The 20,786-nt window shown below is 67.3% G+C and carries 21 protein-coding genes; 12 read left to right on the forward strand and 9 right to left on the reverse strand.

All coding sequences use genetic code 11. The annotated features are described in order from the left end of the window. Positions 1-37 precede the first annotated feature (37 nt). The 3 genes from DU502_RS03505 (at position 38) to DU502_RS03515 (ending at position 4,419) form a co-directional block, all read left to right on the forward strand. Positions 38-1,624: a hypothetical protein gene (locus tag DU502_RS03505; protein WP_124897005.1), complete on the forward strand. Its 1,587-nt coding sequence runs from the start codon at positions 38-40 to the stop codon at positions 1,622-1,624. 41 nt (positions 1,625-1,665) lie between these two features. After that, positions 1,666-2,124, forward strand: coding sequence for a hypothetical protein (locus DU502_RS03510; RefSeq protein ID WP_121919755.1), 459 nt, complete (start codon positions 1,666-1,668; stop codon positions 2,122-2,124). A 72-nt stretch (positions 2,125-2,196) separates the two neighbouring features. After that, entirely contained in the window at positions 2,197-4,419 is a 2,223-nt protein-coding gene (locus DU502_RS03515) for a type II/IV secretion system ATPase subunit (protein WP_121919754.1), read from the forward strand. 176 nt (positions 4,420-4,595) lie between these two features. Here DU502_RS03515 and DU502_RS03520 read toward each other — a convergent pair whose 3' ends face one another. Then, the gene (locus DU502_RS03520; protein ID WP_121919753.1) at positions 4,596-6,260 is read right to left on the reverse strand and encodes a DUF3604 domain-containing protein; all 1,665 of its coding nucleotides are present in this window, start codon (positions 6,258-6,260) and stop codon (positions 4,596-4,598) included. Between the two features lie 78 nt (positions 6,261-6,338). Between DU502_RS03520 and DU502_RS18520 the strand changes: the two genes are divergently transcribed. From DU502_RS18520 to DU502_RS03535, 3 genes are all read left to right on the forward strand, one after another. After that, positions 6,339-6,659, forward strand: coding sequence for a FeoC-like transcriptional regulator (locus DU502_RS18520; protein ID WP_199722678.1), 321 nt, complete (start codon positions 6,339-6,341; stop codon positions 6,657-6,659). A 50-nt stretch (positions 6,660-6,709) separates the two neighbouring features. Then, a complete protein-coding gene (locus tag DU502_RS03530; protein ID WP_121919752.1) occupies positions 6,710-7,849 on the forward strand; it encodes a site-2 protease family protein in 1,140 nt (379 codons plus the stop codon). An 83-nt stretch (positions 7,850-7,932) separates the two neighbouring features. Further along, entirely contained in the window at positions 7,933-9,237 is a 1,305-nt protein-coding gene (locus DU502_RS03535; RefSeq protein WP_121919751.1) for an acetamidase/formamidase family protein, read from the forward strand. Here DU502_RS03535 and DU502_RS03540 read toward each other — a convergent pair. The 3 genes from DU502_RS03540 to DU502_RS03550 form a co-directional block, all read right to left on the reverse strand. After that, positions 9,234-9,503: a ubiquitin-like small modifier protein 1 gene (locus tag DU502_RS03540; protein WP_121919750.1), complete on the reverse strand. Its 270-nt coding sequence runs from the start codon at positions 9,501-9,503 to the stop codon at positions 9,234-9,236. The two genes, DU502_RS03535 and DU502_RS03540, sit on opposite strands and share 4 nt — an antisense overlap. Before the next feature lie 47 nt (positions 9,504-9,550). Then, positions 9,551-10,873: a sodium:calcium antiporter gene (locus DU502_RS03545; RefSeq protein ID WP_121919749.1), complete on the reverse strand. Its 1,323-nt coding sequence runs from the start codon at positions 10,871-10,873 to the stop codon at positions 9,551-9,553. A gap of 199 nt (positions 10,874-11,072) precedes the next feature. After that, positions 11,073-11,258 (reverse strand): HVO_2922 family protein, encoded by a 186-nt coding sequence (locus DU502_RS03550; RefSeq protein ID WP_121919748.1) that lies wholly within the window; start codon positions 11,256-11,258, stop codon positions 11,073-11,075. A gap of 86 nt (positions 11,259-11,344) precedes the next feature. On the opposite strand from DU502_RS03550, the gene DU502_RS18115 reads away from it, so the two are divergent. Both DU502_RS18115 and DU502_RS03555 read left to right on the forward strand, forming a co-directional pair. Then, the gene (locus DU502_RS18115) at positions 11,345-11,491 is read left to right on the forward strand and encodes a hypothetical protein (protein ID WP_166033620.1); all 147 of its coding nucleotides are present in this window, start codon (positions 11,345-11,347) and stop codon (positions 11,489-11,491) included. Further along, a complete protein-coding gene (locus tag DU502_RS03555; protein ID WP_121919747.1) occupies positions 11,491-11,706 on the forward strand; it encodes a hypothetical protein in 216 nt (71 codons plus the stop codon). The genes DU502_RS18115 and DU502_RS03555 overlap by 1 nt, the downstream gene beginning before the upstream one ends. On the opposite strand, the gene DU502_RS03560 is transcribed toward DU502_RS03555, so the two are convergent. After that, positions 11,703-12,494 carry a metal-sulfur cluster assembly factor gene (locus DU502_RS03560; RefSeq protein ID WP_121919746.1) on the reverse strand — a complete coding sequence of 264 codons (792 nt, stop codon included), beginning with the start codon at positions 12,492-12,494 and terminating at the stop codon, positions 11,703-11,705. The genes DU502_RS03555 and DU502_RS03560 overlap by 4 nt on opposite strands. Further along, positions 12,494-13,555 (reverse strand): amidohydrolase family protein, encoded by a 1,062-nt coding sequence (locus DU502_RS03565; protein WP_121919745.1) that lies wholly within the window; start codon positions 13,553-13,555, stop codon positions 12,494-12,496. Before DU502_RS03565 ends, DU502_RS03560 begins: the two co-directional genes overlap by 1 nt. 99 nt (positions 13,556-13,654) lie before the next feature. Here DU502_RS03565 and DU502_RS03570 point away from each other — a divergent pair, with 99 nt between their 5' ends. Further along, entirely contained in the window at positions 13,655-14,698 is a 1,044-nt protein-coding gene (locus DU502_RS03570; protein ID WP_121919744.1) for an NAD(P)-dependent alcohol dehydrogenase, read from the forward strand. Between the two features lie 122 nt (positions 14,699-14,820). Next, positions 14,821-15,360 carry a DUF1684 domain-containing protein gene (locus DU502_RS03575; protein ID WP_121919743.1) on the forward strand — a complete coding sequence of 180 codons (540 nt, stop codon included), beginning with the start codon at positions 14,821-14,823 and terminating at the stop codon, positions 15,358-15,360. Positions 15,361-15,363: 3 nt separating this feature from the next. Here the strand turns inward: DU502_RS03575 and DU502_RS03580 are convergent, their stop codons facing one another. Then, positions 15,364-15,819, reverse strand: coding sequence for a DUF892 family protein (locus DU502_RS03580; protein ID WP_121919742.1), 456 nt, complete (start codon positions 15,817-15,819; stop codon positions 15,364-15,366). A gap of 73 nt (positions 15,820-15,892) precedes the next feature. After that, positions 15,893-17,677 (reverse strand): GAF domain-containing protein, encoded by a 1,785-nt coding sequence (locus DU502_RS03585; RefSeq protein WP_121919741.1) that lies wholly within the window; start codon positions 17,675-17,677, stop codon positions 15,893-15,895. 194 nt (positions 17,678-17,871) lie between these two features. On the opposite strand from DU502_RS03585, the gene DU502_RS03590 reads away from it, so the two are divergent. Together DU502_RS03590 and DU502_RS03595 are read left to right on the forward strand one after the other, a co-directional pair. Then, positions 17,872-19,674: an L-aspartate oxidase gene (locus DU502_RS03590; RefSeq protein ID WP_121919740.1), complete on the forward strand. Its 1,803-nt coding sequence runs from the start codon at positions 17,872-17,874 to the stop codon at positions 19,672-19,674. A 134-nt stretch (positions 19,675-19,808) separates the two neighbouring features. Continuing rightward, positions 19,809-20,333 carry a hypothetical protein gene (locus tag DU502_RS03595; protein ID WP_121919739.1) on the forward strand — a complete coding sequence of 175 codons (525 nt, stop codon included), beginning with the start codon at positions 19,809-19,811 and terminating at the stop codon, positions 20,331-20,333. Here DU502_RS03595 and tnpA read toward each other — a convergent pair. Next, a complete protein-coding gene (tnpA, locus tag DU502_RS03600; RefSeq protein WP_121919738.1) occupies positions 20,330-20,773 on the reverse strand; it encodes an IS200/IS605 family transposase in 444 nt (147 codons plus the stop codon). The two genes, DU502_RS03595 and tnpA, sit on opposite strands and share 4 nt — an antisense overlap. Between the last annotated feature and the right edge of the window lie 13 nt (positions 20,774-20,786).

Below are 20,786 nucleotides of genomic sequence, written 5' to 3' on the forward strand. Positions count from 1 at the left end.
CCCTCGAATTTTTCCGATGGCGGTCGACACGTGGCCCATGGATCTCGTGTCGATCCGTCGAGTCCTCGACTCGCCGGCGCCGCTCCTCGGTGGATCGGCGCTCGTCGACCTCGTCGTTCGGCTCCCCGAGGACGTTCTCGCCCCGCTCGTCTCCGTCACCGGCGGCTTCCTCGGCTCTCCCGCCGTCGGATTCGTCACGACGTGGGTCATGTTCGCCGTCGCGCTCTACACCTTCTGTCATCTCGCCTACGACCACGTCGACGTCCTCCCGGCCGACGCCGTCGGATTCCGAACCGTCTTCACCGCGTGTGCCGTCGCCCTCGCCGTCGGCATTCTGCGTGTCGATCGCTTCGTCGTCCTGTTTCTCCTCTTTCTGCCGGGGCTGTTTCTCTCCGGCGGCGCCCTTCTCGGCTATCTCGTCCGGTATCACGAGTGGGACGTGACCGACGACGCTGGGCGAGGGGTTTCCCTGATTCAGTTCGTCACGCCCCACGCCGACGACACCGCGTCGGAACTCGCGACCGACCTCGCGTACGACGGCTGGCTCGGCCGTCTCGCCGCCACCTGCTACGTCCTCGCGCTGACGGCGATACTCGGCCTCCCGATCCTCTTTGCGGCGTTCGCGACACACGTGCTGCTCTACGCCTTCCCGATTCCCGACCTCCTCTTTCTGGGCTGGGCGAGCGCCGTTCGGGTCCTGCCCCGACTCGACATCGGCCCGAACCGCCCCCGCGTGTTACGGCTGGAGTTCGCCTTCGACCGGTTTCTCATCGACACGATCGAGCACGCGACCCGGTGTATTCAGGGGATGATCGTCACCGGGTTCGTCTTCTTCGGACTGCTGTTTGCGGCGGGCTATCTCTTCGTCGCGGTCACGGCCATCGGACCGGTCGCCGTCGAGATGGTCGGCTTCGTCGTCGGTATCGAGGGTACCCTCCTGCTCTGGGCGTGGGGCGGCGCGCTACTCACGACGACGTTCGCGGGCTGTCACGGCCTCTGGGTCTGGATTCGTGAACTCCGTCGCCTCCCGCAGTTCCTCGACATCTGGGAGGGGCGCACGCTCGCGGCCGACGACCGAACCCCCTCGCGAGTGACCGGGTTCGTCGCCGTCTCGCTCGTCTGCTGGCTGTCGACGGCCGCGTTCGTCGTCGACGGGGTGCTCGGATATCGCCAGTACGCCGTCCTGTGGCCCGCGCTCGTCCTCGTGGGCATCTGGACGATTCACCACACGGTCCGACGGTCCGCTCAACCCGTCACGGTCGAACACGGCTGGATCACCGCCGGACTCGTCGTGCAGCCCGTGGCGTTCGTCGCCGGCACCAGCGCGGGCAGCGTCGCCGCCGCGCTGTCCGACCCCGACGCACTGCTGTCGGTGTTGACGCCCCCGATTGCGGTCGCTATCCTCCTCCTGATCGTGGCGGCCATCCCCGTCGTCACCCGTTACGACGACGCCGGCGACGGCACACGCTACGGGATCGTCGGTCTGCTGTTCGTCCTCGGGTGTCTCGCTGCGGGGGGATCGACCGTCGTTCCGCCACCCTACCGATTCGCGGCGCTGGTCCTTTGGGCGATGGGCTGGGGATTCGCCGTCTTCCTCGGTGCCGTCCGCTACTTCGACCTCTAACCGTGCAATACCTTTTCGTACCGACGGACGAAGGGCTACCCGTGACCGACGACGGCCCTACCGTCTCCGGCGTCTTGCTCCCGGCCGACCGCGCCGTGTCGCTCCGGGTCGTCGTCTTCGTGATCGCGCTCGCCCTCCTCGCGTTCGTGACGCAGGGGTTCGTCTGGTTCTCCGCGACGCTCCTCGACGGGTTGGGACCCTCCGGCGAGGGGATCGCCCTCTTCCTGTGCGGCGTCGCCGTCGTCGCCGCGGCGCTCAACGGCTACGCGAACGACGACCTGCTAGTGAGCGTCCTCGTCTCGGCGGCCCCGCTCGTCGGCTTCGCCGCGTTCACCCTCGCCGTCGCGGCGCTCGGCACCGTCTCGGGGCCGGGAAGCGCCACCCGAACCGCGCTGATACGGGGTGGTCTCACCCTCCCCCTCGGATCGCTTCTCGGCCTCCTCGGCGTCTGGCTCGGTCGCCGGTCCGGCGGCGGCCGCGAACCGCCGATGCCGGACTGAGTCGCCCCCGGATATTATCACTGATAACGAGCCACCAAGGGCTATGTTCCTCCCCCGGGAGGCGTGGCACGAATGAGTGACGGACCGACGCTTTCGGTCGGCGGCGCGGAGTCGTGCGCCGACGACGGGCCAGTGCCGACGCCACGCGCGCCGGATGACGCCGACGCGTGGTACGCCCCGGACGTGGTCGCGCAGTACGAGGTGTCGCCGGGCGTCGTGGCGACGATCCGCGAGACCGAGACCGACGAGTTCGCGTACGCGATCCGGGAACCCGGTCTCGGGCCACAGGATCGGAACGCGATGGAGCGCATCCGCGACCACTTCACGGTCGTCAACCGTCGCCGTCCGCTGACGCGGGAGGGGACGGCCGAACGCGCCGCCGCGGGTTTCGAACCCAAGTATCGCCGGGCGCTCGACCGCCTGATCGACGCCTCGCCGTCGGCGTGGCGCCGGCTCACCTACCACGCGCTCTGTGAGTTGCGCCTGCTGGAGGATCCGACGCCACTGGCGCTCGACGACCGGATCGAGGTGGTCGACGTGGGCCGCGAGGACGACGACGTGGTCGTCCACACCGAGAACTACGCCCCCGCCCGCACCGACTTCGATGCCGACACACGCTTTGTCGACCGGGTGGCCGGCGAACGCCTCCGGCAGTACACCGTCGACTTCGCGGGCTTCGACGTGGACGTGGTCGTCTACCGCGAACACCTCCTCGGGAGCGACCAGTTCTCGACGAAGTACGCCGTCCTCGAACCCGACCTGCTCCCCGGCGACGAGCAACTCATCGAGGAGTGCAAGGAGCGCATCTGGGAGGCCAACGTCGAGGACGTGGTCGAGGACCGCCACACCTTCGTCCGGGAGCGCGCCCGACAGTTCCTCTCCCGACGGCTCACCGCCCGCAACACGCGAGCGTGGGTCGCGGCGACGAAGTACCGCCTGACGACCGCCCTCGCGGAGTACGGCCTCGCCGTCCCGCCCGTGGACAGCCGCTACGCCACCGACCGTCTCGACGACCTCGTCTACTACGTCCTCCGCGACTACGTGGGCCACGGCGTCCTCACCATCCCCATCCGCGATCCGTATCTGGAGGACGTGGAGGCCAACCGCGTCGACGAGCGCGTGAAGGTGATCCCGCGGGCGGACGAACTCCCGGTCGGGCGCGTGCCGACGAACCTCGCCTTCGACGACGAGACGGCGTTCGTCAACGTCGTCACCCAACTCGCCGCGAGTGACGGGACGGAACTCAGCGCGAGTCGGCCGAGCGCGAAGGTGAACCTCGACCTGCCGGGGGTCGCGGAGACGATTCGCTGCGCCGTCGCCCTCCCCGTCATCTCCGAGGACGGCCCGCACGTCTCCATCCGCAAGCAAGCCGCCGACGCCATGACGCCCGTCGACCTGATCGACCGCGACGCCATCTCGACCGAACTCGTCACCCTGCTGTGGATGCTGTACGAGCAACACGGCGTCGTCCTCTTCTCCGGGCCGACAGGGGTGGGGAAGACGACGTTGATGAACGCCCACATGCCCTTCGTCCCCTACGACGACCGCCCCGTCTCCATCGACGAGGGGAGCCGCGAGGTGCGCCTCCCCCACGAGACGGGCATCTCGCTGACGACGCGCGACCACGAGAACGAGTACAAGCGCGTGACGATGGCGCGCCTGATGACCGAGACCAACTACCTGAACCCCGACGTGGAGGTGATCGCGGAGATCAACACGCCCGCCTCCTTCGAGACGTTCGGCGAGACGCTCAACACCGGCCACGGCGTCATCGGCACCACCCACGCCGAGGACGTGGAGACGCTCATCAATCGCGTCATCGAGCAGGGACTCGCACCCTACCTCCTCCGCGAGATCGACCTCGTGGTCTTCCCGCACCACGTCGACGGCGACCGCTACGTCGCGGAGGCGGTCGAGATCCTGAGCGAACGGGAGTACGAAGCCCTCGACCGCGGGACGCTCCCCTCGGGCGTCGTCGAGAAGGGTGGCCGCACGCTCTACTGGAACGTGATCGCCCGCCGCGACACCGAGGGACAGTTCAGCCTCGACTACGCGCACCCGCACCTCGACGACGGCCACCGCGCGCTCGGCTTCCGGCTCTTTCACCGCCTCGCCGACGCGACCGACCGCGAGGTCGAGGACGTGGAGGCGGAGTTCCACCGCAAACACCGCTACGTCCAGTATCTCGTGCAGGAGGAGATCACCGACTTCGAGGCGCTGTTCGGCTTCGTCTCCGATCTGCGGACGGACGAGGCGGCGACGGTGGAACGGGCACGGAGCGAGGCGGACGACTGACTGCGCTGGCTCTCGTCCGTCGGTTCCGGCGGCCGCGCCGTTGCGGGCGACACGAAGCCACAGCTTCCGGACTGGCCAGCGCCACGTCGGTGTGGACGGCTCCGTACTCGCCGTTCCAGTGGATTCGTGCTAGCTGTCCACGCCGTTTTTCACCGGCTTCGCCGCGGTCGGGACGCTCAGCGTTCCTCCACCCAGATCGGCCCCACCCACGCCACGCCCGGATACGGATCGTTACTCGCCTGCGTGACCCGCGCCACGTACACGTCGCCGTCGGTACCGCGTGTCTCGTCCCAGCGCATCCCCGTGATCGGGTCGTCGTCCACCCACTCGCCGGTAACGGTGTAGGCGTCGAGGCCGGCGTCGGGGTTGTCGGTGCCGTCGAGCGTCCGCCAGACCGAATTGTTCTTGACGATTTCGACGGTTTCGACCGGTGCCGTGCCCGCCACCTCGACGCGCACCGTCCGCGTCGACGCGCCGGTGTCGACGACGGCGTCGTCCTGATCGGCCACGTCGACGCCGTTCACACGGAAGTCGACGAGGATGCGATCCGGCTGGGTCGTCGCGTAGACGGAGCGCGCACGGAGCGCGGACATGATCGACTCGCGGGTAAGTTCGGACGCGAGAAAGGCCGTCAGCCCGCCGGGGTAGCTCTGCTCGTTCCACACGCGCCAGATGTTCCCCCACCCGAGGCCGGCGTCTCGCCACTCGCGGAGCGCGGGAAGGTGCGGACGCGTGTGGATGATCGAGTGACCCGGGTACGGGCCGTGGAAGTCCGCGCTTCCGATCATACCGACTCGATAGCCCATGCGGTGTGCGTCTTGGACGTAGTGGCCGTCCTCGTCGATCTCGCCCTGGCCCATCGCCAGCGGGAACGGATTGCCCTCGCTCCCCGGTCGCTCGCTCGATCCCCACTGGGAGTACACCTCGACGACGGGGGCGAGGTCGTCGTCGTAGTCGACGCTCGCGAAGTCGAAGGGGTACATCGCCTCAGCCGGGTGGTGTGGCACCGTCACGACCCGGGAGTCGTGATCGCGGTCCCACTCCCGGAGTCGCGCCCAGACCCGTTCGTAGGTGTCGGCGTCGTCGGCGAGCGAGTCGATCAGCGCCGCGTCCCCGCTGTCCTCGAAGTAGACGTTGAGATGTCCGCCCATGTTGGGCTGTTTCGTCCACTCGTAGGCAGGGAGCGTGACGAACTCGCCCGGGTCGTCGAAGTCGTCGGCGAGGGCACAGAGGTCGTCGAAGTACGTGCGGTGCATCCGGCGGCGTTGCCAACTGGGCGGGATGAAAAACCCCATCGTGTCGTGGTCGGTGTACGCGGCCACGTCGAGGTCCATCACGTCGCGTCCGAACCGGTAGCCGGCCTCGGCGTCGCCAGCGCCGTCCGAGCGGATGGAGTGGAGGTGAATGTCGCCCCAGTACACCCGCCGGTCGTGGTCGTGGGCGACACGCACGGGGTTGGAGACGAACCGCTCGCCGGTTCGATCCTCCGTCAGCGTGAGGTAATGGATGCCGGGCGTGTCGAACCGGATACCGTCGGTTCGGACGACGCCACCGTTCCCGGACTCGAACGTGAGCGTCCGGGGGTAGGTTGCCTCGGCGTCCGTCGACGACAGCGTCACCGTCGCATCGAAGTCCCGGTGGAGGCGTTCGCACTGATCCCACGCCTGCACGGTGAGCGTGAGGGAGTCGCCCGGCGTCGCCGTCGAGGGGAGAATTGCGTGCAGGCGGTCGAACCGCTGGCGTCGGTTCGCGAGCAACGCCCGCGGCGAGGGGGCGCTCGTGGCGAAGACTTTCAGCGTCTCGACGGCCTTGATCAGCGGTCCTATGGCGGTCCGATTCATCGTGTCGTTCCTACCGTGGCGCGTCGCCTATAGGTACTGGGAGATACGGTTACCACGGCGCCACGCGTACGGCCACGTATGGCCAACTCGAACGACGGAGTGGATGCCGACGCTGTCTACGAGGCGATGGACCCGCTCGAACCGTACACGACGGGTGAGCTTGCGGCCCGTTTCGCCGCGTCACGGGCGGCGATCCGGCGACTGCTGGATTCCCTCGCGGGCGACGAGCGCATCCGGAAGAAGGAGCCGGAGCCGGACCGAACCATCTGGATTCGGGAACCGCCGACGCACGAGTGCCCGTCGTGTGACGAGCGGTTCGAGGTGAAACACTTCCACCCGACGTTTCAGGCCGTCCAGTACTGCCCGGCCTGCGGGACCCGGCTCCGACGACGCGCGTAGGACGACCTGATCCCCGCCCCTACTAAGTGCCGCCCTGTCAATCTGCGTGTATGCGAAGCTATACGATCACGAACATCTGGGGAATCCCGATTCGAGTCAACACCTCGCTTCTGATCTTCCTCCCGATCCTCGCGTGGCTGATCGGCAGCGGTCAGCAGATCGAACTGTACGCGGGCCTCATCGGCGGCCTGACGGGCACTGGCTTCGACCTCGCCACCCTCCGGGCCGGGTCGACGCCGTGGCTCATTGGACTGCTGGCGGCGGTCGGCCTGTTCGTCAGCGTCACGATCCACGAACTCGGGCACTCGTGGGTGGCGATGCGCTACGGTCTCGAAATCGAGTCGATCACGCTCTGGATCCTCGGCGGGCTGGCGGCGCTGAAGACGTTCCCGAAGGAGTGGAACCGGGAGTTCTGGATCGCCATCGCCGGGCCGATCACGAGCATCCTCGTCGCGGCCGTCTGTTACGGCGCCGTCCTCGTCGCTCCGAACTCGCTGCAGGTGTCGCGGTTCGTCCTCGGCTGGCTCGCGGTCACGAACGTCGTCCTCGCGGGCTTCAACCTCCTCCCCGCCTTCCCGATGGACGGCGGACGTATCCTGCGGGCGCTTCTCGCGCGCTCCCGGCCGTACGGCACCGCGACGCGTCTCGCCGCCCGCGTGGGCGTCCTCTTCGCGTTCCTCTTTGCCATCGTCGCCGTCCTCAACTTCCAGATCATCCTCCTGCTCCTCGCCTTCTTCATCTACGGCGCGGCGACGACCGAGTCGAAGGCGGTCCTGCTGGACGAACTCCTCGAAGGGCTCACGGTCGGCGATATCATGACTCAAGCGCCGGCGACGGTCGACGCGACGGCGACGATAGAGGCGTTCGGCTCGCAGTTGCTCCGCGACCGCACCCCCGTCCACCTTGTCCTCGACGAGGCCGGCTCGCCCGTCGGTGTCGTCACGCTCGACGATCTGAAAACCGCCAGTCGTCGCGACCACGCGACGACGACGGTCGGTGAGATTATGCGCGACGTACCGCGCATCGGCCCCAGCGACGACGCCTTCGACACGCTCGTGGCGCTTCAGGGGTCGGGCAATCTCGACGCCATCGTCCAGCGCGACGGCGAACTCGTCGGCCTCCTCTCCGAGGCCGACTACGCCCACGCCATGACGATCCAGCGCGGGTTCCGGAGCGGAATCGGCGGATAGGGGTCGTATCGAGCGGCCGGGAGCGCCGCTCAGCCTTTCATCGTGGCAACAATTATCACGGTACGCATCCCACATTCGACCGTATGTCTCAGCAGATTCAACAGGAACTCGACGTGGATCGGTACACGCTCGGCCTCGTCGGACCGGACCAGGAGTGGGCGGGTACGGTCGCGGACGGCGGCACGGTCCGAACCCACACGCCGCCGGCGTGTTGGGGGCCGATGATCACCCCCGAATTCCGCGGCGGGCACGAGGTAACCCGCCCGATTCGAGTGGAGAACGCCGAACCCGGCGACGCGCTGGTCGTCCGCATCAACGAGGTGGAGGTGACGAGTATCGCCACGAGCACCGGAAGCATGGCCGAACGCGAGGGGGCGTTCGGCGACGACCCGTTCGTCGACCACCGCTGTCCCGAGTGCGGCACCGAGTGGCCCGAGAGCGTCGTCGACGGCATCGGCGAGGAGTCGATCAAGTGCGCCGACTGTGGCGCCAACGCCTCCTCCTTCGGCTTCGAGTTCGGCTACACCGTCGCCTTCGACGACGACCGGTCGGTCGGCCTCACGGTCGGCGAGGAGGGGGCGACCGACCTCGCGGAACGGGCGGACGAGGCGATGGCGCTCCCCGAGCACTCCCGTCAGCACCCCATCCTCCTCTACAAGCCCGACGAGATTCCGGGGACGCTCGGTCACCTCCAGCCCTTCATCGGCAATATCGGCACGACGCCACCACGTGAACTCCCCGACTCCCACAACGCCGGCGACTTCGGGCAGTTCCTGATCGGCGCGGGGCACGACTGGGGCCTGCCGGACGAGGAGGCCTTGGAGGATCGCACGGACGGCCACATGGACTCCAACGACGTGCGCCCCGGTGCGACGCTGATCTGCCCGGTGAAAATCGAGGGTGCCGGCCTCTACGTCGGCGACCTGCACGCGAATCAGGGCGACGGCGAACTCTCCCTCCACACGACGGACGTGAGCGGACGGACGGAGCTGGAGGTGGAGGTCATCAAGGGCCTCGACATCGACGGCCCACTGCTCCTCCCCAACGAGGAAGACCTGCCCGACATCGCGAAGCCGTACACCGACGCCGAACGCGAGGCGGGTGCCGACCTCGCCGCGCAGTACGGCGTCGACGAGGTGGTCGACGCGGCGCCGATCCAGGTGATCGGGTCAGGCGCGACCATCAACGACGCCACCGACAACGCGTTCGACCGGGCGGGATCTCTGCTGGATATGAGCGAGGGCGAGGTGCGCGCCCGGTGTACGTTCAGTGGCGGCGTCGAAATCGCGCGCCTACCGGGTGTCGTCCAGTTGTCGATGCTCGCGCCGATGGCAAAACTGGAGGACGTGGGACTCGCCGATGCGGTGCGGGCGCAGTACGGGCTCTAGGCCCCGTTGCCGCCACGCATCGCCGGGAACAGCGCTACCTCGGCGTCGGCCGGACAGTCGTCGTCGAGGGCCGCCCGCTCGCCGTCGACCGTGACGCGGACGCTCGGTCGGAGCGCCCCGTCGTCGTCGACGAGGTGAGATTCGGCGCGCGGGTAGGCGTCGACGAACGCGTCGATCACTCCCGCGACCGTCTCCTCTGCCGGGTCGACGCTGACCCGTTTCTCGCCCGTCGCGGAGCGGAGTGGTCCGTACACGGTCAGATCCATACCTCGTCTCCGCACTCGGCCGGCGTAACTGTGTGGCCCGGTTGTCGTCAGTCGGCGTACTGGGGCTGGGCCGTCCGCTCGAACCGCTGGCTGACGACGCGCCGCACCTGGCTCGCCAGCCGGACGACGGCGTCACGCCGGGCGACGAACAGCGCCGTCGCGAGGACGACGTAGACGGCGCTGAAGCCGAGGAGCACCTCGAACTCCGAGAACGGCAAGTCGAGCACGCCCCGGATGGTCAGGAATTCGATCGCCACCTGCGTGACGAACAGGACGAGGAGGACAACCGCCTCCCGGATGCTGATCTCGAAGTCGACGATCAACGCGATGGCAAAGAGCGACTGCGCGGCGGTCAGCCAGATTTCACCCGCCTGCTTCTGGTCGAACGGGAGCGCACCGTACTGTCCGAGCGCGAGGGAGTAGACGGCGACGAGCGTCCCGATGAGGAGCGTCCACTGGTTGAGCTTCGAGGAGATGAGCGCGTTGAAGCCGGCCGTCGACCGCGCCTTGTTCACGAGGACGAGAACGACGATCAGTTCCGGCGACTCCGAGGCCAGCGGGGCGATCCACTGGATCATGAAGAAGGCGGGAATCCCCATCTGCGTCCCGAGCGATTCGAGGCCGTGGGCGAACGGTTTGACCGCGGTGAAGATGATGAATCCGGAGAACGCGAAGAGTGTGAGGACGCTCGCGATCCGGACGGGGCGAGCGAGTTGTTGGAGGGCGCCCGGCACGCCGCCGTGGTCCGACTCGCCGTCCGGTTCGCCTCGAATCACGATCAGCAGGTACGCGACGTAGATTCCCACGAGGACGACGAAGTCGATGGCACCGATGCCGCCGCCGAGCGGGACGGCGAAGGCCCACACCGTCGCCGCGAAGAGGAAGACGATTTCGAGGCCGATGTCGCGGTCGAGGGTCACGGCATCGGCGAAAAAGCCGTCGCGGCTCTCGACCGCCGGGTCGGACGCCGCGCCGGCACGGAGGATGGTGAACAGCGCGATGCCGGCCCACCCGATGCCGATGAGGATGCGGTTCGCGCCGGTCATGTTGGCGACGGCGAGGTTCCCCGCCTCTGCCCCCTGTGCGGTGCCGGCGAAGGCGCCAGCGTTCCACGCGTAGAGCGCGTCCACTGCGTACTCGGGGGCGACGGCCAACACCGCGAGGACGGCGATAGCGAACGCTCGTGGGACGTCCTTCTCCGCCGTCTCCGCGCCCCACGTGAGGAGAAACGCCGCGCCGAGAATGCCGATGCCGCTCACTGCTACCGTCGCGACCGTCGAGAAGTTGGCGCCGAGGGGGAGCCAGTTCCACAGCCACGGCACGGTCAGGAGAGTTGCTACACCGATCGCGGAGAATGCCTTGCGCGTCATGTTTCACACCGAGGTCGTGGAGGATTCGACGGCACTCCATCACAAAAACCACAAGATAAGTCCAAATCCCTCGTTTTCTGGATATCTGAGTGTTCTGTGGGCGAAATTCGCTCGTTGGCACCCTTGTCCAAGAAATCGGGCTATTCGGGCTGCTATCCCTCGAAAACAGTCGATTCAGCCACTACGTGCCGGGTGCCGGCTACGGCTCCTGCACCTCGGCGTCGGGAGCGATCCGTTTGACGCTCCGAATCCCGCGTTTTGCCCCCTGTTTCGACGCGTATCCTTCCGCGCTGTCCGCGACGATGTTGCCGTTCGAGGCGACGAGTCGCCACCGCCACTCCGAACTCCTGTCCTGATACAACTCGAAGACCGGTTGGGCTGCCATGGGCGCCGTTCGGCCGAGACGAACTTACGCGTTCCGTCGGACGCGGCGACGAAATCCTTACGTACTGGTTCGTGGTAACACGATACATGGCCCTCACCGCCGACTGCCAGCGATGTAGCGAATCGTTCGACTACCGACAGGACGCCTGTCCGAACTGTGGCTGGAAGCCCGAGACGTGGCGACAGGGTGGGCGATACGGCCTCGGCCGTGCCGGTATCGGGGAGCGGGACTGATGGGCGCCGACAACGAGTGTCTCGGCTGTGGCGTCGACTTCGACTACGACGAGGAGGCGTGCCCCGAGTGCGGGTGGGACCCCGCGGAGTTCGCCGCGCGCGGCCGCTACGGGCTAGCGAAACCCGGCCACGGCGAACCCGAGGACGACGGCGACGGCGACCGTGACGGACCGAGTGGCCCACCGCCGGGCCTGGACGGGCTGATCGGATTTTAGTCCGACCGCGACGACAACGGCGGCCGATCCGCCGCCCGACGCGCCTCGTGAAGCGCGTCACACACCGATCCCTGCCCGCTCATGTTGACGCCGGCCGATCGCGTCCGGTGACGGACCAGTTCGAACGACTCGGGGTCGATCGGGTCGCCCTCCGGGGTTCGGAACAGTTCGGGGTGGTCGTCGTCGACGAGGCCCGTCGCGCGCGCCTTCTCCAGATACCGCTCCAGTGGGTCGGCGTCGACGCTCACCGCGAGAGCGCCGTCGCGGACCCAGACGCGGGCCTGGTCGTCGTCGAACTCGATGTCGTCGTGGACGACGGTGACGATCTGTTTGCCGTCGAGGCCTGCGTCGAGGAGCGCCCCGGTGGCGTCGTGCTGACGGGCGAGTCGCGCCTTCTCGTCGAGTTCGGCGCGGACGGGTGCCACGTCGCCGTCGGCGTCGGGAAACGCGGCTCCGAACGACAGGCGCTCGTTGACGCCGCGGTTGATCTCCGCGTCGTGCATGTGTTCGCGGAGTTCGACCGTCGCGCGGGTGACGCCGGGCAACGCTTCGACCTCGTCGCGGGCGTCGGTCGCCATCATCCACGCGAAGGCGGGCGAACACCACGCCGTCGGGAGCGTGAAGGCGACGTGAATCTCGCCGTCGTCGATCCCGATTTCGTCGATGTACTCCAGTTCGACGATGGAAGTGTCGAGTTCGGGATCGGTGACGCGGTCGAGCCGGTCGCGGACCTGCCGCTCGGTCACCGCCCCGTCGTCGCCACCGCCGTCGAGCGAATCCGTCGACATCAGTCGTCCGCGGGCGCCGTGCTCGTTCCGTAGTGGTCTTCGAGGCCGAACTCCGCCGTGATGGCGTCCGACTGGAACTCGCGTTTCTTCTCCTCGATGTCGATGTCGTACAGTTCGGCGGCGTTCTCGCCCATGATCTTCTTTTTCGTCTCCAGATCCAACTCGACGCCGTACTCGTCGCGTTGCTCGTCGGTCAACTCGGCGTTCATCACCACGTCGACCAGCCAGTCGGGGTTCCAGAGCGCGTAGTCGGAGCCGAAGAGGAGGCGATCCTCTCCCAGCCAGAAGAGGAGTTCGTCCATGATCTCACCGAACTTCCGGGGCCGGTGGACGGCCATCGGTGCGGCGACGGCGAGGCCGCCGTAGACGTTCGGCTCCTGCGCGGCGATCCAGCAGAAGTCGTCGAGACGCGGCAGGCCGACGTGTTCGACCACGAAGTTCAACTCGGGGAAGGAGGTGGCGGCGTCGTCCACGTCCGCCACGTCGAACGCGTCGCGGTTGAGCGGCCGGATCGTCGGCCCCTTGTGCGGGTGGATGTTCCGAATCCCGAGTTCGGCACACTTCTCCAGGAATTTGAACGACTCCTCGCTGTCGAGGCGCCACCCCTTCGAGTCGCCGCGCCACTCCGCCGTGTAGAGTTTGACGCCCTGCAGGTCGTATTTGTCGTTCAGTTCCTCCAGATACTCCAGCCCCTCCTCGCCGTCACGCGGATCGAACGTGCCGTTGAGGACGAACCGCTCGGGGTACTCCTCCGCGAGTTCGGCGTTCTGCTCGGTCGTGTTGAACCCCTCGTCGTAGAAGTCGGTGAGGTAGGTGGGCTGGAAGATGCCCATGTCCACCGCGCCGTTCCCGAACAGATCCTGTTTCATCCGATCCGCACCGTACTTGCGATACTCCTCCAGCGACCACTGACGCTCCTCCGGCGTGAACGCCGTGTGGTAGTCGTAGAAACACTGGATGAACTGCTCGCCCCCCTCGTGGACGATGTTCTCCTCGGTCGCATCCCACAGGTGGAGATGCGAGTCGATGATGAACACGTCCTCGCCCTCGTACTCGTACATGCTACGACAACTCGTGGGTATTGGTATCAAATAACCATTATGGTCGTTCGTGACTGTCGGCGGAGCAATATTTTTGCCGACGGGGGTGAACCTCCCCATATGCTCGCCGCACGACTCCACGAGTACACGGAGGAGATGAGCGAGGCACTCGCCATCGACGAGGTGGACCGACCGACCGCCGACGGCCCCGACGACGTGATCGTCGAGGTGGAAGGCGCCGGCTGGTGCCAGACGGACAACCACATCATCGAGGGGATGTGGACCGAGTACGTCCCGCAGGAGTTGCCGATGACGCTCGGGCACGAGAACGCGGGCACCGTCGTCGAAGTTGGCGACAACGTCGACATCGTCGAGGCCGGGGAGCAGGTGATCTGTCACCCGCACATGACCTGTGGCACCTGCCGCCCCTGTCGACTCGGGGAGGATATGTACTGCGAGAACGCGCAGTTCCCCGGGCTGACGACCGACGGCGGCTTCGCGGAGTATCTCCACACGAACGACCGCGCCGTCATCCCGCTCCCGGGCGGCGTCGACCCGGCAGACATCGCACCCCACGCCGACGCCGGCATCACGGCCTACCACGCCGCGAAGAAGGCGGTCCGCGAACTCAACCCGGGCGATCACGCCGTCGTCATCGGCGTCGGCGGCCTCGGCCACATCGGCCTCCAGTGTCTCGACGCCATGAGTGCCGCCGAGATCACTGCGCTGGATATCAAAGGCGAGGCGCGGGACCTCGCGGCCGACCTCGGCGCGCACCACACCGTCGATCCGTCGAGCGCCGACGTGGCCGACGAGATCGACGCCATCACCGACGGCGTCGGCGCCCAGCAAGTGCTCGATTTCGTCGGCGCGGACGTGACGACGGGCTACGCACCCGATATCACCGCCGCGGGTGGCGACCACCACATTATCGGCTACGGCGGCCACATCCACGAGCCGTCACAGGCGCTCGTCAACGGCGAGTTCGCCTTCAAGGGCACGCTCGTCGGCCGCTACGCCGAACTGCAGGAACTCGTCGCGCTGGTCGAACGCGGCGACGTGGAACTGCGGACCTCCCGCTACGCCCTCGACGAGATCAACACCGTCGCCGAGCGCCTCGAACACGGCGAAATCGAGGGGCGAGCGGTCATCGTGCCACCCTGACGCTCGTCACTCGAACTCGGCTTCGTCCCCCTGTCCTCCCTCTCACGGCGCGAGCGCACCCCGTTCCCATCCTCCCGGAACGATCGGTACGATAGAAGCATCCGGTCCCCGTAGCCATCCGTATGTCGACCGACTGGCGCGCGGCGATCCGGGAGAACCGCGAGGCGAAAGACGAGTACTTTCGAACCGACCCACATTCCCCGATTCCGCCCGAGGAGCGCGACGACTTCGAGGGCCTGCGCTACTATCCGATCACCGAGGCGTACCGGTTCGAACTCCCGCTGCACGAACACGAGGACCCCGAGACGCTGACAGTCCCCACCAGTTCCGGCGGCGACCGGACGTATCTCCGGTGGGGCGAGTTCCGGTTCGAGGTGGACGGCGAGACGGTTACGCTCCAGGCGTACAAGAGCGACCCCGACGACGCCCGGTTGTGGGTGCCCTTCCGCGATGCGACGAGCGGCGAGGAGACGTACGGCGCCGGTCGGTATCTGGATCTGGAGGCCGACACCCACCGCACGGACGACGGCACGTGGGTCATCGATTTCAACGAGGCGTACAATCCGACCTGTGCGTACGCCGACCGGTACGAGTGCCCGCTCCCGCCGACGGAGAACTGGCTCGACGTGGCCATCGAGGCGGGCGAGAAAGCCTACGAGTAGGAGTTACTCCGCCGGGTACTCCTTCTCGAAGCCCCGGAACTCGGTCCGGTGGGCCTCCTCGTCCGCGAGGATGGTCACCGCGAGATCTTCCGTGACCGGATCGTCCGCCTCCTCGGCCGCGTCGATGAGCTTCCGATACGTCTCGATGGCGTCGTTTTCCGCGTCGAGCACGCCCCGGATGACCGAGAGTACGTCCGTCGAATCCTCGGGTGGTTGCAGCGAATCCTGCCGGGCGACGAACTCGGCCGATCCCGGTGGGCGCGCGTCTAGCTGCTTGAGACGCTGTCCCAGTTGCTCGGCGTGTCCCAGTTCCTCCTGAATGTCCTGCTGGAGACTCTCTTTGATCTCCTCGGCTCGAACCCCGTCGAGGACGATGGCGTTCGTCTGGTAGTTCATCACGGTCTCGATCTCGTCGCTATACGCCTTTCGCAAGAGTTCGATCACACGATCGGATGTCATGCTATTTTCACTTGTATCTCGACGGGTGTAAACTGTTCCCCAAATCGGCCGCTCGTCGACTCGTCCGTCGCGTTCAGCGCGCCCGCTCCGACACACGCATCTCGACGCCGGTCGTCGTGAACTCGAACCGTGCGCCACCCGCCGCTCCTTCGGTCACGTCGACTGCCCACCCGTGGGCCTCCGCGATGGTCCGGACGATGTTGAGTCCGAACCCCGTGCCTTCGGGGTCGGTGGAGTAGCCCGTCTCGAACACCTTCTCACGCTCCGACTCGGGAATGCCGGGACCGTCGTCCTCGATGTAGAAGCCGTCCGTCGTCCGCCCGACGGTGATCGTCACCTCGGGGGTGTCGTCATCGTCGTTCGCGTGCCCGCCTCGCCGGAAGTCTCCCGAGTCGGCCCCTTCGGCCGGCACGGGCGACGACTGGTTGTCCGCCCCACCGGCGTCGAGTGGGGTGTCGGTCGTCGTCGACGAGTCGGTGGAGCCGTGTTCGACGCTGTCGTCGGCCTCCGGTCGACTATCCGTGGAACCGTGTTCCACGCTATTCCGAAACAGGTTCTCGAACACCTGCGTGAGGCGGCTCTCGTCGGCTTCGACGGTTCCCGGGTCGCCGTCGAATCGGAGCCGTGCGTGTTCGGTGTCGGTGGTCGTCCACGCGTTCTCTGCGATCGAGCGGAGATCGACGGACTTGACGTCGTTTACCGTCCGACCGTATCGAGACAGCGTGAGCAGATCGTCGATCAGTTCGTCCATGCGGTCGAGCGCGCCCGCGATCCGGTCTAACCGCTCGTCGTCCACCTCCATCTGTACGAGGTCGAGGTTGCCGGTGGCGACGGTCAACGGATTGCGGAGATCGTGTGAGACGACGCTCGCGAACTCGTCGAGCCGCTTGTTCTGTCGGGCGAGTTCCTGTTCCCGGCGGGCGAGTTGCTCCCGGGCCGCCATCGAGTCGATGGTGTGGCCGATGCTCTCGCCGAGTTCGGAGAGCGCCTCTTGCTCCTGCGGATCGAACGCGTTCACGCGGTTGGCGTAGACGCTCAGGAAGCCGTGGTTGCGGTTGGCGCCGACGAGGGGGACGACCGCCATCGACTCCACTCCCTTCTCGGCCAGCAGATCCCACCATGGCTTGAGGCTCGGATCGTCGAACACGTCCTGTATCGGCTGGATCTCGCCCGTTCGGATCGACTCGCCGCCCGGCCCCTGGCCGGTCGGATCGGTCGGATCGACGGTGACCTCCAGGGAGTCGATATACTCGTCGTCGTGACCCGCCCACGCCGCCGGTCGCACGAATTCGTCACCGGGCGTGTAGCGGCCGATCCACGCACTGTCGTAGATGTTGGAGTCGGTCAACCGCTCACAGACCTCCTGTTCGAGTTCACTCCGTCCGGTGGCGTTCACCATCTCCTGGGTCGCGATGCGGAGCGTGTCGTTGATGCGGGTCAACTGCTCCGCTCGTCGCCGCTGACACTGCCCGCGGGCGTCGTAGACACCGACGACGAGGCCGACGAGGGCACCCAGAGTCGTGGCGTTGCCCACCGTCCGCGCTGCCGCCGGCACATCCTGTCCGCGAATCGCGGCGTCGACGAACAGCCAACCGACCGCGACGCTCAGCGCCACCATCCCGACGGTGGTCCAGCCGAGCACCCGGTCGGCGTGCTGTGTCGGGGCGATGTCCCCCTCGCGGATCAGCGCACCTGCGCCCGCAACGAATAGCGCCAGTGCTAGCGGGACGATCGCTTCGATCAGTACCAGTGCTGGAAACGCCTGTAAACGCACGGCTGACTGCAGGTGAAACACTGCGAGGACGAGTCCGGCACCGCAGATGATCGTCCCGCTCGTTCGTGCGGACAGTCGTCCCATTCCTCTGTCCGAGTTCGGTCTCCTCCATATATATGCACTGCCCACCAAAATCAGGCGCGATAACTAGGGCCCGATGCAGAGGGCAGGATCTCGGACCGGCATAATAATCACGAAATCGGCTGTAGAACCGGACAGCTGCCCACTCGTGGCGGTCTGTACGGCGGTCCTATACCCCTGCGGGCCTCCGTTCAGGTATGGGCCATTTCTCCAGAACGATAAACGGCGAGACGCCCGAGTCGGTCGCGTACGAAACCCTCCCGGTTCGCGTGCTGATCGTCGGTGCCGGCGCGGCCGGCGCGCGTACGGCCATCGAACTGGTCGAGCGCGGCGTCGCTCCCGAGGACATCCTCGTCGTCGGCAAGCGGCGCCACGGCGACGCGCACACGACGTGGGCACGTGGCGGCATCAACGGTGCGCTCGGGACGCACGACCCCGACGACGACTGGACGGTCCACGCCGCCGACACGCTCACCGAGGGGCACCACGTCAACGACCCCGACAAGGTCGAGACGGTCGCCCGCCGGATGCCCGGCCTCCTCCGCGAACTCGACGAGTGGGGGATGCCGTTCAGCCGCACGGACGACGGCGACATCGACCAGCGCTACTTCGGCGCGCAGTCGTTCCGTCGGACGGCCTTCGCCGGCGACCACACCGGCGAGTCCCTCCTCGACACGCTCGTCGACCGGGCGCAGTCGCTCTCGATTCCGTACCGCGAGAACGTCTTCGTCTCGCGCCTGCTCACCGACGCCGACCGCGTCCTCGGCGCGGCGGCGACCGACCTCGACACCGGCGACTTCCTGCTGTTCGACGCCGATATCGTCGTCCTCGCGGCTGGCGGCTACACCAGCCTCTACCGCCGCCACTCCTCGCGCGACGACGAGAACACCGGCGACGGGCCGGCCCTCGCCTACGCCGCCGGCGCGCGCCTGATGGATATGGAGTTCATCCAGTTCCACCCGACCGGGATGGTCGGCGCGCGCTACGGCGACGAGTGGGACGGCCGCCTCGTCACCGAGGCTGTTCGCGGCGAGGGCGGGCACCTCTACAACGCCCAAGACGAGCGGTTCATGGAACGCTACTCGGCCGAGCAGATGGAACTCGACGCCAGGGACGTGGTCGCGCGGGCCATCGACGCCGAACTCGACGCCGGCCGTGGCACCGCGAACGGCGGCGTCTACCTCGACATCTCCCACCGCGACCGCGATTTCATCCGCGAGCGCCTGCCCCGGATGTACGAGCGCTTCGCGGATCTCGGCGTCGACATGGCGAGCGACCCGGTCGAAGTCGCGCCGACCGCCCACTACGGCATGGGTGGGGTCGTCGTCGACGACGTGGGCGAGACGGACGTGGCCGGTCTCTACGCCATCGGCGAGACGATGGCCGGCGTTCACGGCGCGAACCGCCTCGGCGGCAACTCGCTCGCCGAGACCATCGCCTTCGGGCAGGTGGCCGGCGACGCCATCGCGGCGCGTCTCGCCGCCGGTGACGCCACCGACACCCCCTCGTCGACGCTCCACGACCACGCCCGGCGTCACTTCGCCGCCCTCGAAACGCTCGCGGACAGTCGAGGCTCGACACAGCCGGCGACCCTCCTCGACGACCTGCGCGACCTGCTGTGGACCCACGCCGGCATCCACCGCGACGAAACCGGGTTGGCTGCCGGCCTCGACGCCCTCACGGCCCTCCGCGGGCGGGCCCTCGACCTCGACGTGGGGAACCCGACCAGCCGTTCCTTCGAGTTCGCCCTGAACCTCCAGTTCGGGCTGACCGTCGCCGAGGCCATCCTCCGGAGCGCGCACGAACGCACCGAGTCGCGGGGGGCCCACCACCGCCCCGACCATCCCGAGACCGATCCCGACTGGCGTCGGAACGTCGTCGTCGAACGCGGGACGCTCGGCTCGATGGCGCTCTCGACGACGACCGTCGGCCGCCCGAGCGACCCGGTGCGGACGGCACTCGACGCCGGCTACGAACTCGACTATCACCAGTTGGAGTGAGACGACGACCTAGCCGCCGAGAGCGAGGGGGCCGGCGTCGGCGGATCCCCGATACATATACCCTTCGACGGACTGCGCCGCCGCACAGCCCGTCACCGGGGGTAATACCCCTGTGGAGTGTACGTGGTGATGCGATGGTCCCCAACGACTCCAGTCACCCCACGCGCCGCGCGCTCCTCCGCCGCTGCACTGGCGCCCTCGCGGCGAGCGTCGCGACCGCCGGGTGCGCTTCGGCCCTCCCGCCGCTCGGCTCCGCACAGCGATTCGGCCGGATCGACGTGCCCGACGCCGATCCGCCTCGTTACCGCGAGTGGCTCCCCGCTCCCGGCGCGGTCGACGCCCTTGACGACGCGCACTACGCCTACCTGTTCCGGCGCCCCGGTCCGCTCGACTACCCCGCGCCCGTCCGGTTCACGACGCCGCGCAAACGTCTCCTCACCGACCTCGACCACTTCGGCGTCGGCTACGCGAACTACGACCGCCTGCTCGCCACCGACCTCGGAACGGCCATCGAGGCCGCGTTCGACCCCGCCGCCGTCGCCGGGACGCTCACCGACAGCGGCTACGTGCCCGCCGGATCGCACGGCGACTTCGACAGGCGGAGCAGGCCGAGTGCCTCGGGGCTTGACCCCGAAGGTGAAGGCCGTACGCTCCGCTAAACGTGTTCCGTGCGCTCGATATACTGCTCAATCGTGTTGGTCGAAACGTCGCCTCCCATCCCAACGTAGTACGATTCCTCCCAGAACCCACCGCCCCACAGATACTCCTCCAAGAACGGTTCGTGCTGTTCCCACATCTCTCGTGCTGTGATGCTCTTGACCGTCCGTACAATCTCGCTCGGTGCGTGCTTCGAGTGAGCGGAGAGGAACAAATGTACGTGGTCGGGTGAGATGTGGAGCGACAGTATCTCGTAGCCATACTCGTCGCACACATCGCGGAGACTCGCTTCCAGCGAGTCTTCGATTGGTTCGAGGATGGCATGGCGGTATTTTGGACATTGCAAATCGGAGATTTGCAAGCAGTCAATCTCCGATTGACGACACCACACGAAGTGGTAGTTGACGTTGTACACCGTGTGGTTCGACCGCTTCTCACCCATACAGACTACGTGG

The sequence above is a fragment of the Haloplanus aerogenes genome (assembly GCF_003856835.1).
In the GTDB taxonomy this organism is placed as follows: domain Archaea; phylum Halobacteriota; class Halobacteria; order Halobacteriales; family Haloferacaceae; genus Haloplanus; species Haloplanus aerogenes.

Excerpts from the sequence above, each read along its gene's own strand:
- DU502_RS03585 (WP_121919741.1), bottom strand. The coding sequence starts at position 17,677 with ATGGGACGACTGTCCGCACGAACGAGCGGGACGATCATCTGCGGTGCC.
- DU502_RS03520 (WP_121919753.1), bottom strand. The coding sequence starts at position 6,260 with ATGAATCGGACCGCCATAGGACCGCTGATCAAGGCCGTCGAGACGCTG.
- tnpA (WP_121919738.1), bottom strand. The coding sequence starts at position 20,773 with ATGGGTGAGAAGCGGTCGAACCACACGGTGTACAACGTCAACTACCAC.
- DU502_RS18520 (WP_199722678.1), top strand. The coding sequence starts at position 6,339 with ATGGCCAACTCGAACGACGGAGTGGATGCCGACGCTGTCTACGAGGCG.
- DU502_RS03540 (WP_121919750.1), bottom strand. The coding sequence starts at position 9,503 with ATGGATCTGACCGTGTACGGACCACTCCGCTCCGCGACGGGCGAGAAA.
- DU502_RS03565 (WP_121919745.1), bottom strand. The coding sequence starts at position 13,555 with ATGTACGAGTACGAGGGCGAGGACGTGTTCATCATCGACTCGCATCTC.
- DU502_RS18115 (WP_166033620.1), top strand. The coding sequence starts at position 11,345 with ATGGCCCTCACCGCCGACTGCCAGCGATGTAGCGAATCGTTCGACTAC.
- DU502_RS03555 (WP_121919747.1), top strand. The coding sequence starts at position 11,491 with ATGGGCGCCGACAACGAGTGTCTCGGCTGTGGCGTCGACTTCGACTAC.
- DU502_RS03595 (WP_121919739.1), top strand. The coding sequence starts at position 19,809 with ATGGTCCCCAACGACTCCAGTCACCCCACGCGCCGCGCGCTCCTCCGC.
- DU502_RS03545 (WP_121919749.1), bottom strand. The coding sequence starts at position 10,873 with ATGACGCGCAAGGCATTCTCCGCGATCGGTGTAGCAACTCTCCTGACC.
- DU502_RS03590 (WP_121919740.1), top strand. The coding sequence starts at position 17,872 with ATGGGCCATTTCTCCAGAACGATAAACGGCGAGACGCCCGAGTCGGTC.
- DU502_RS03515 (WP_121919754.1), top strand. The coding sequence starts at position 2,197 with ATGAGTGACGGACCGACGCTTTCGGTCGGCGGCGCGGAGTCGTGCGCC.
- DU502_RS03550 (WP_121919748.1), bottom strand. The coding sequence starts at position 11,258 with ATGGCAGCCCAACCGGTCTTCGAGTTGTATCAGGACAGGAGTTCGGAG.
- DU502_RS03580 (WP_121919742.1), bottom strand. The coding sequence starts at position 15,819 with ATGACATCCGATCGTGTGATCGAACTCTTGCGAAAGGCGTATAGCGAC.
- DU502_RS03505 (WP_124897005.1), top strand. The coding sequence starts at position 38 with ATGGATCTCGTGTCGATCCGTCGAGTCCTCGACTCGCCGGCGCCGCTC.
- DU502_RS03575 (WP_121919743.1), top strand. The coding sequence starts at position 14,821 with ATGTCGACCGACTGGCGCGCGGCGATCCGGGAGAACCGCGAGGCGAAA.
- DU502_RS03570 (WP_121919744.1), top strand. The coding sequence starts at position 13,655 with ATGCTCGCCGCACGACTCCACGAGTACACGGAGGAGATGAGCGAGGCA.
- DU502_RS03535 (WP_121919751.1), top strand. The coding sequence starts at position 7,933 with ATGTCTCAGCAGATTCAACAGGAACTCGACGTGGATCGGTACACGCTC.
- DU502_RS03530 (WP_121919752.1), top strand. The coding sequence starts at position 6,710 with ATGCGAAGCTATACGATCACGAACATCTGGGGAATCCCGATTCGAGTC.
- DU502_RS03560 (WP_121919746.1), bottom strand. The coding sequence starts at position 12,494 with ATGTCGACGGATTCGCTCGACGGCGGTGGCGACGACGGGGCGGTGACC.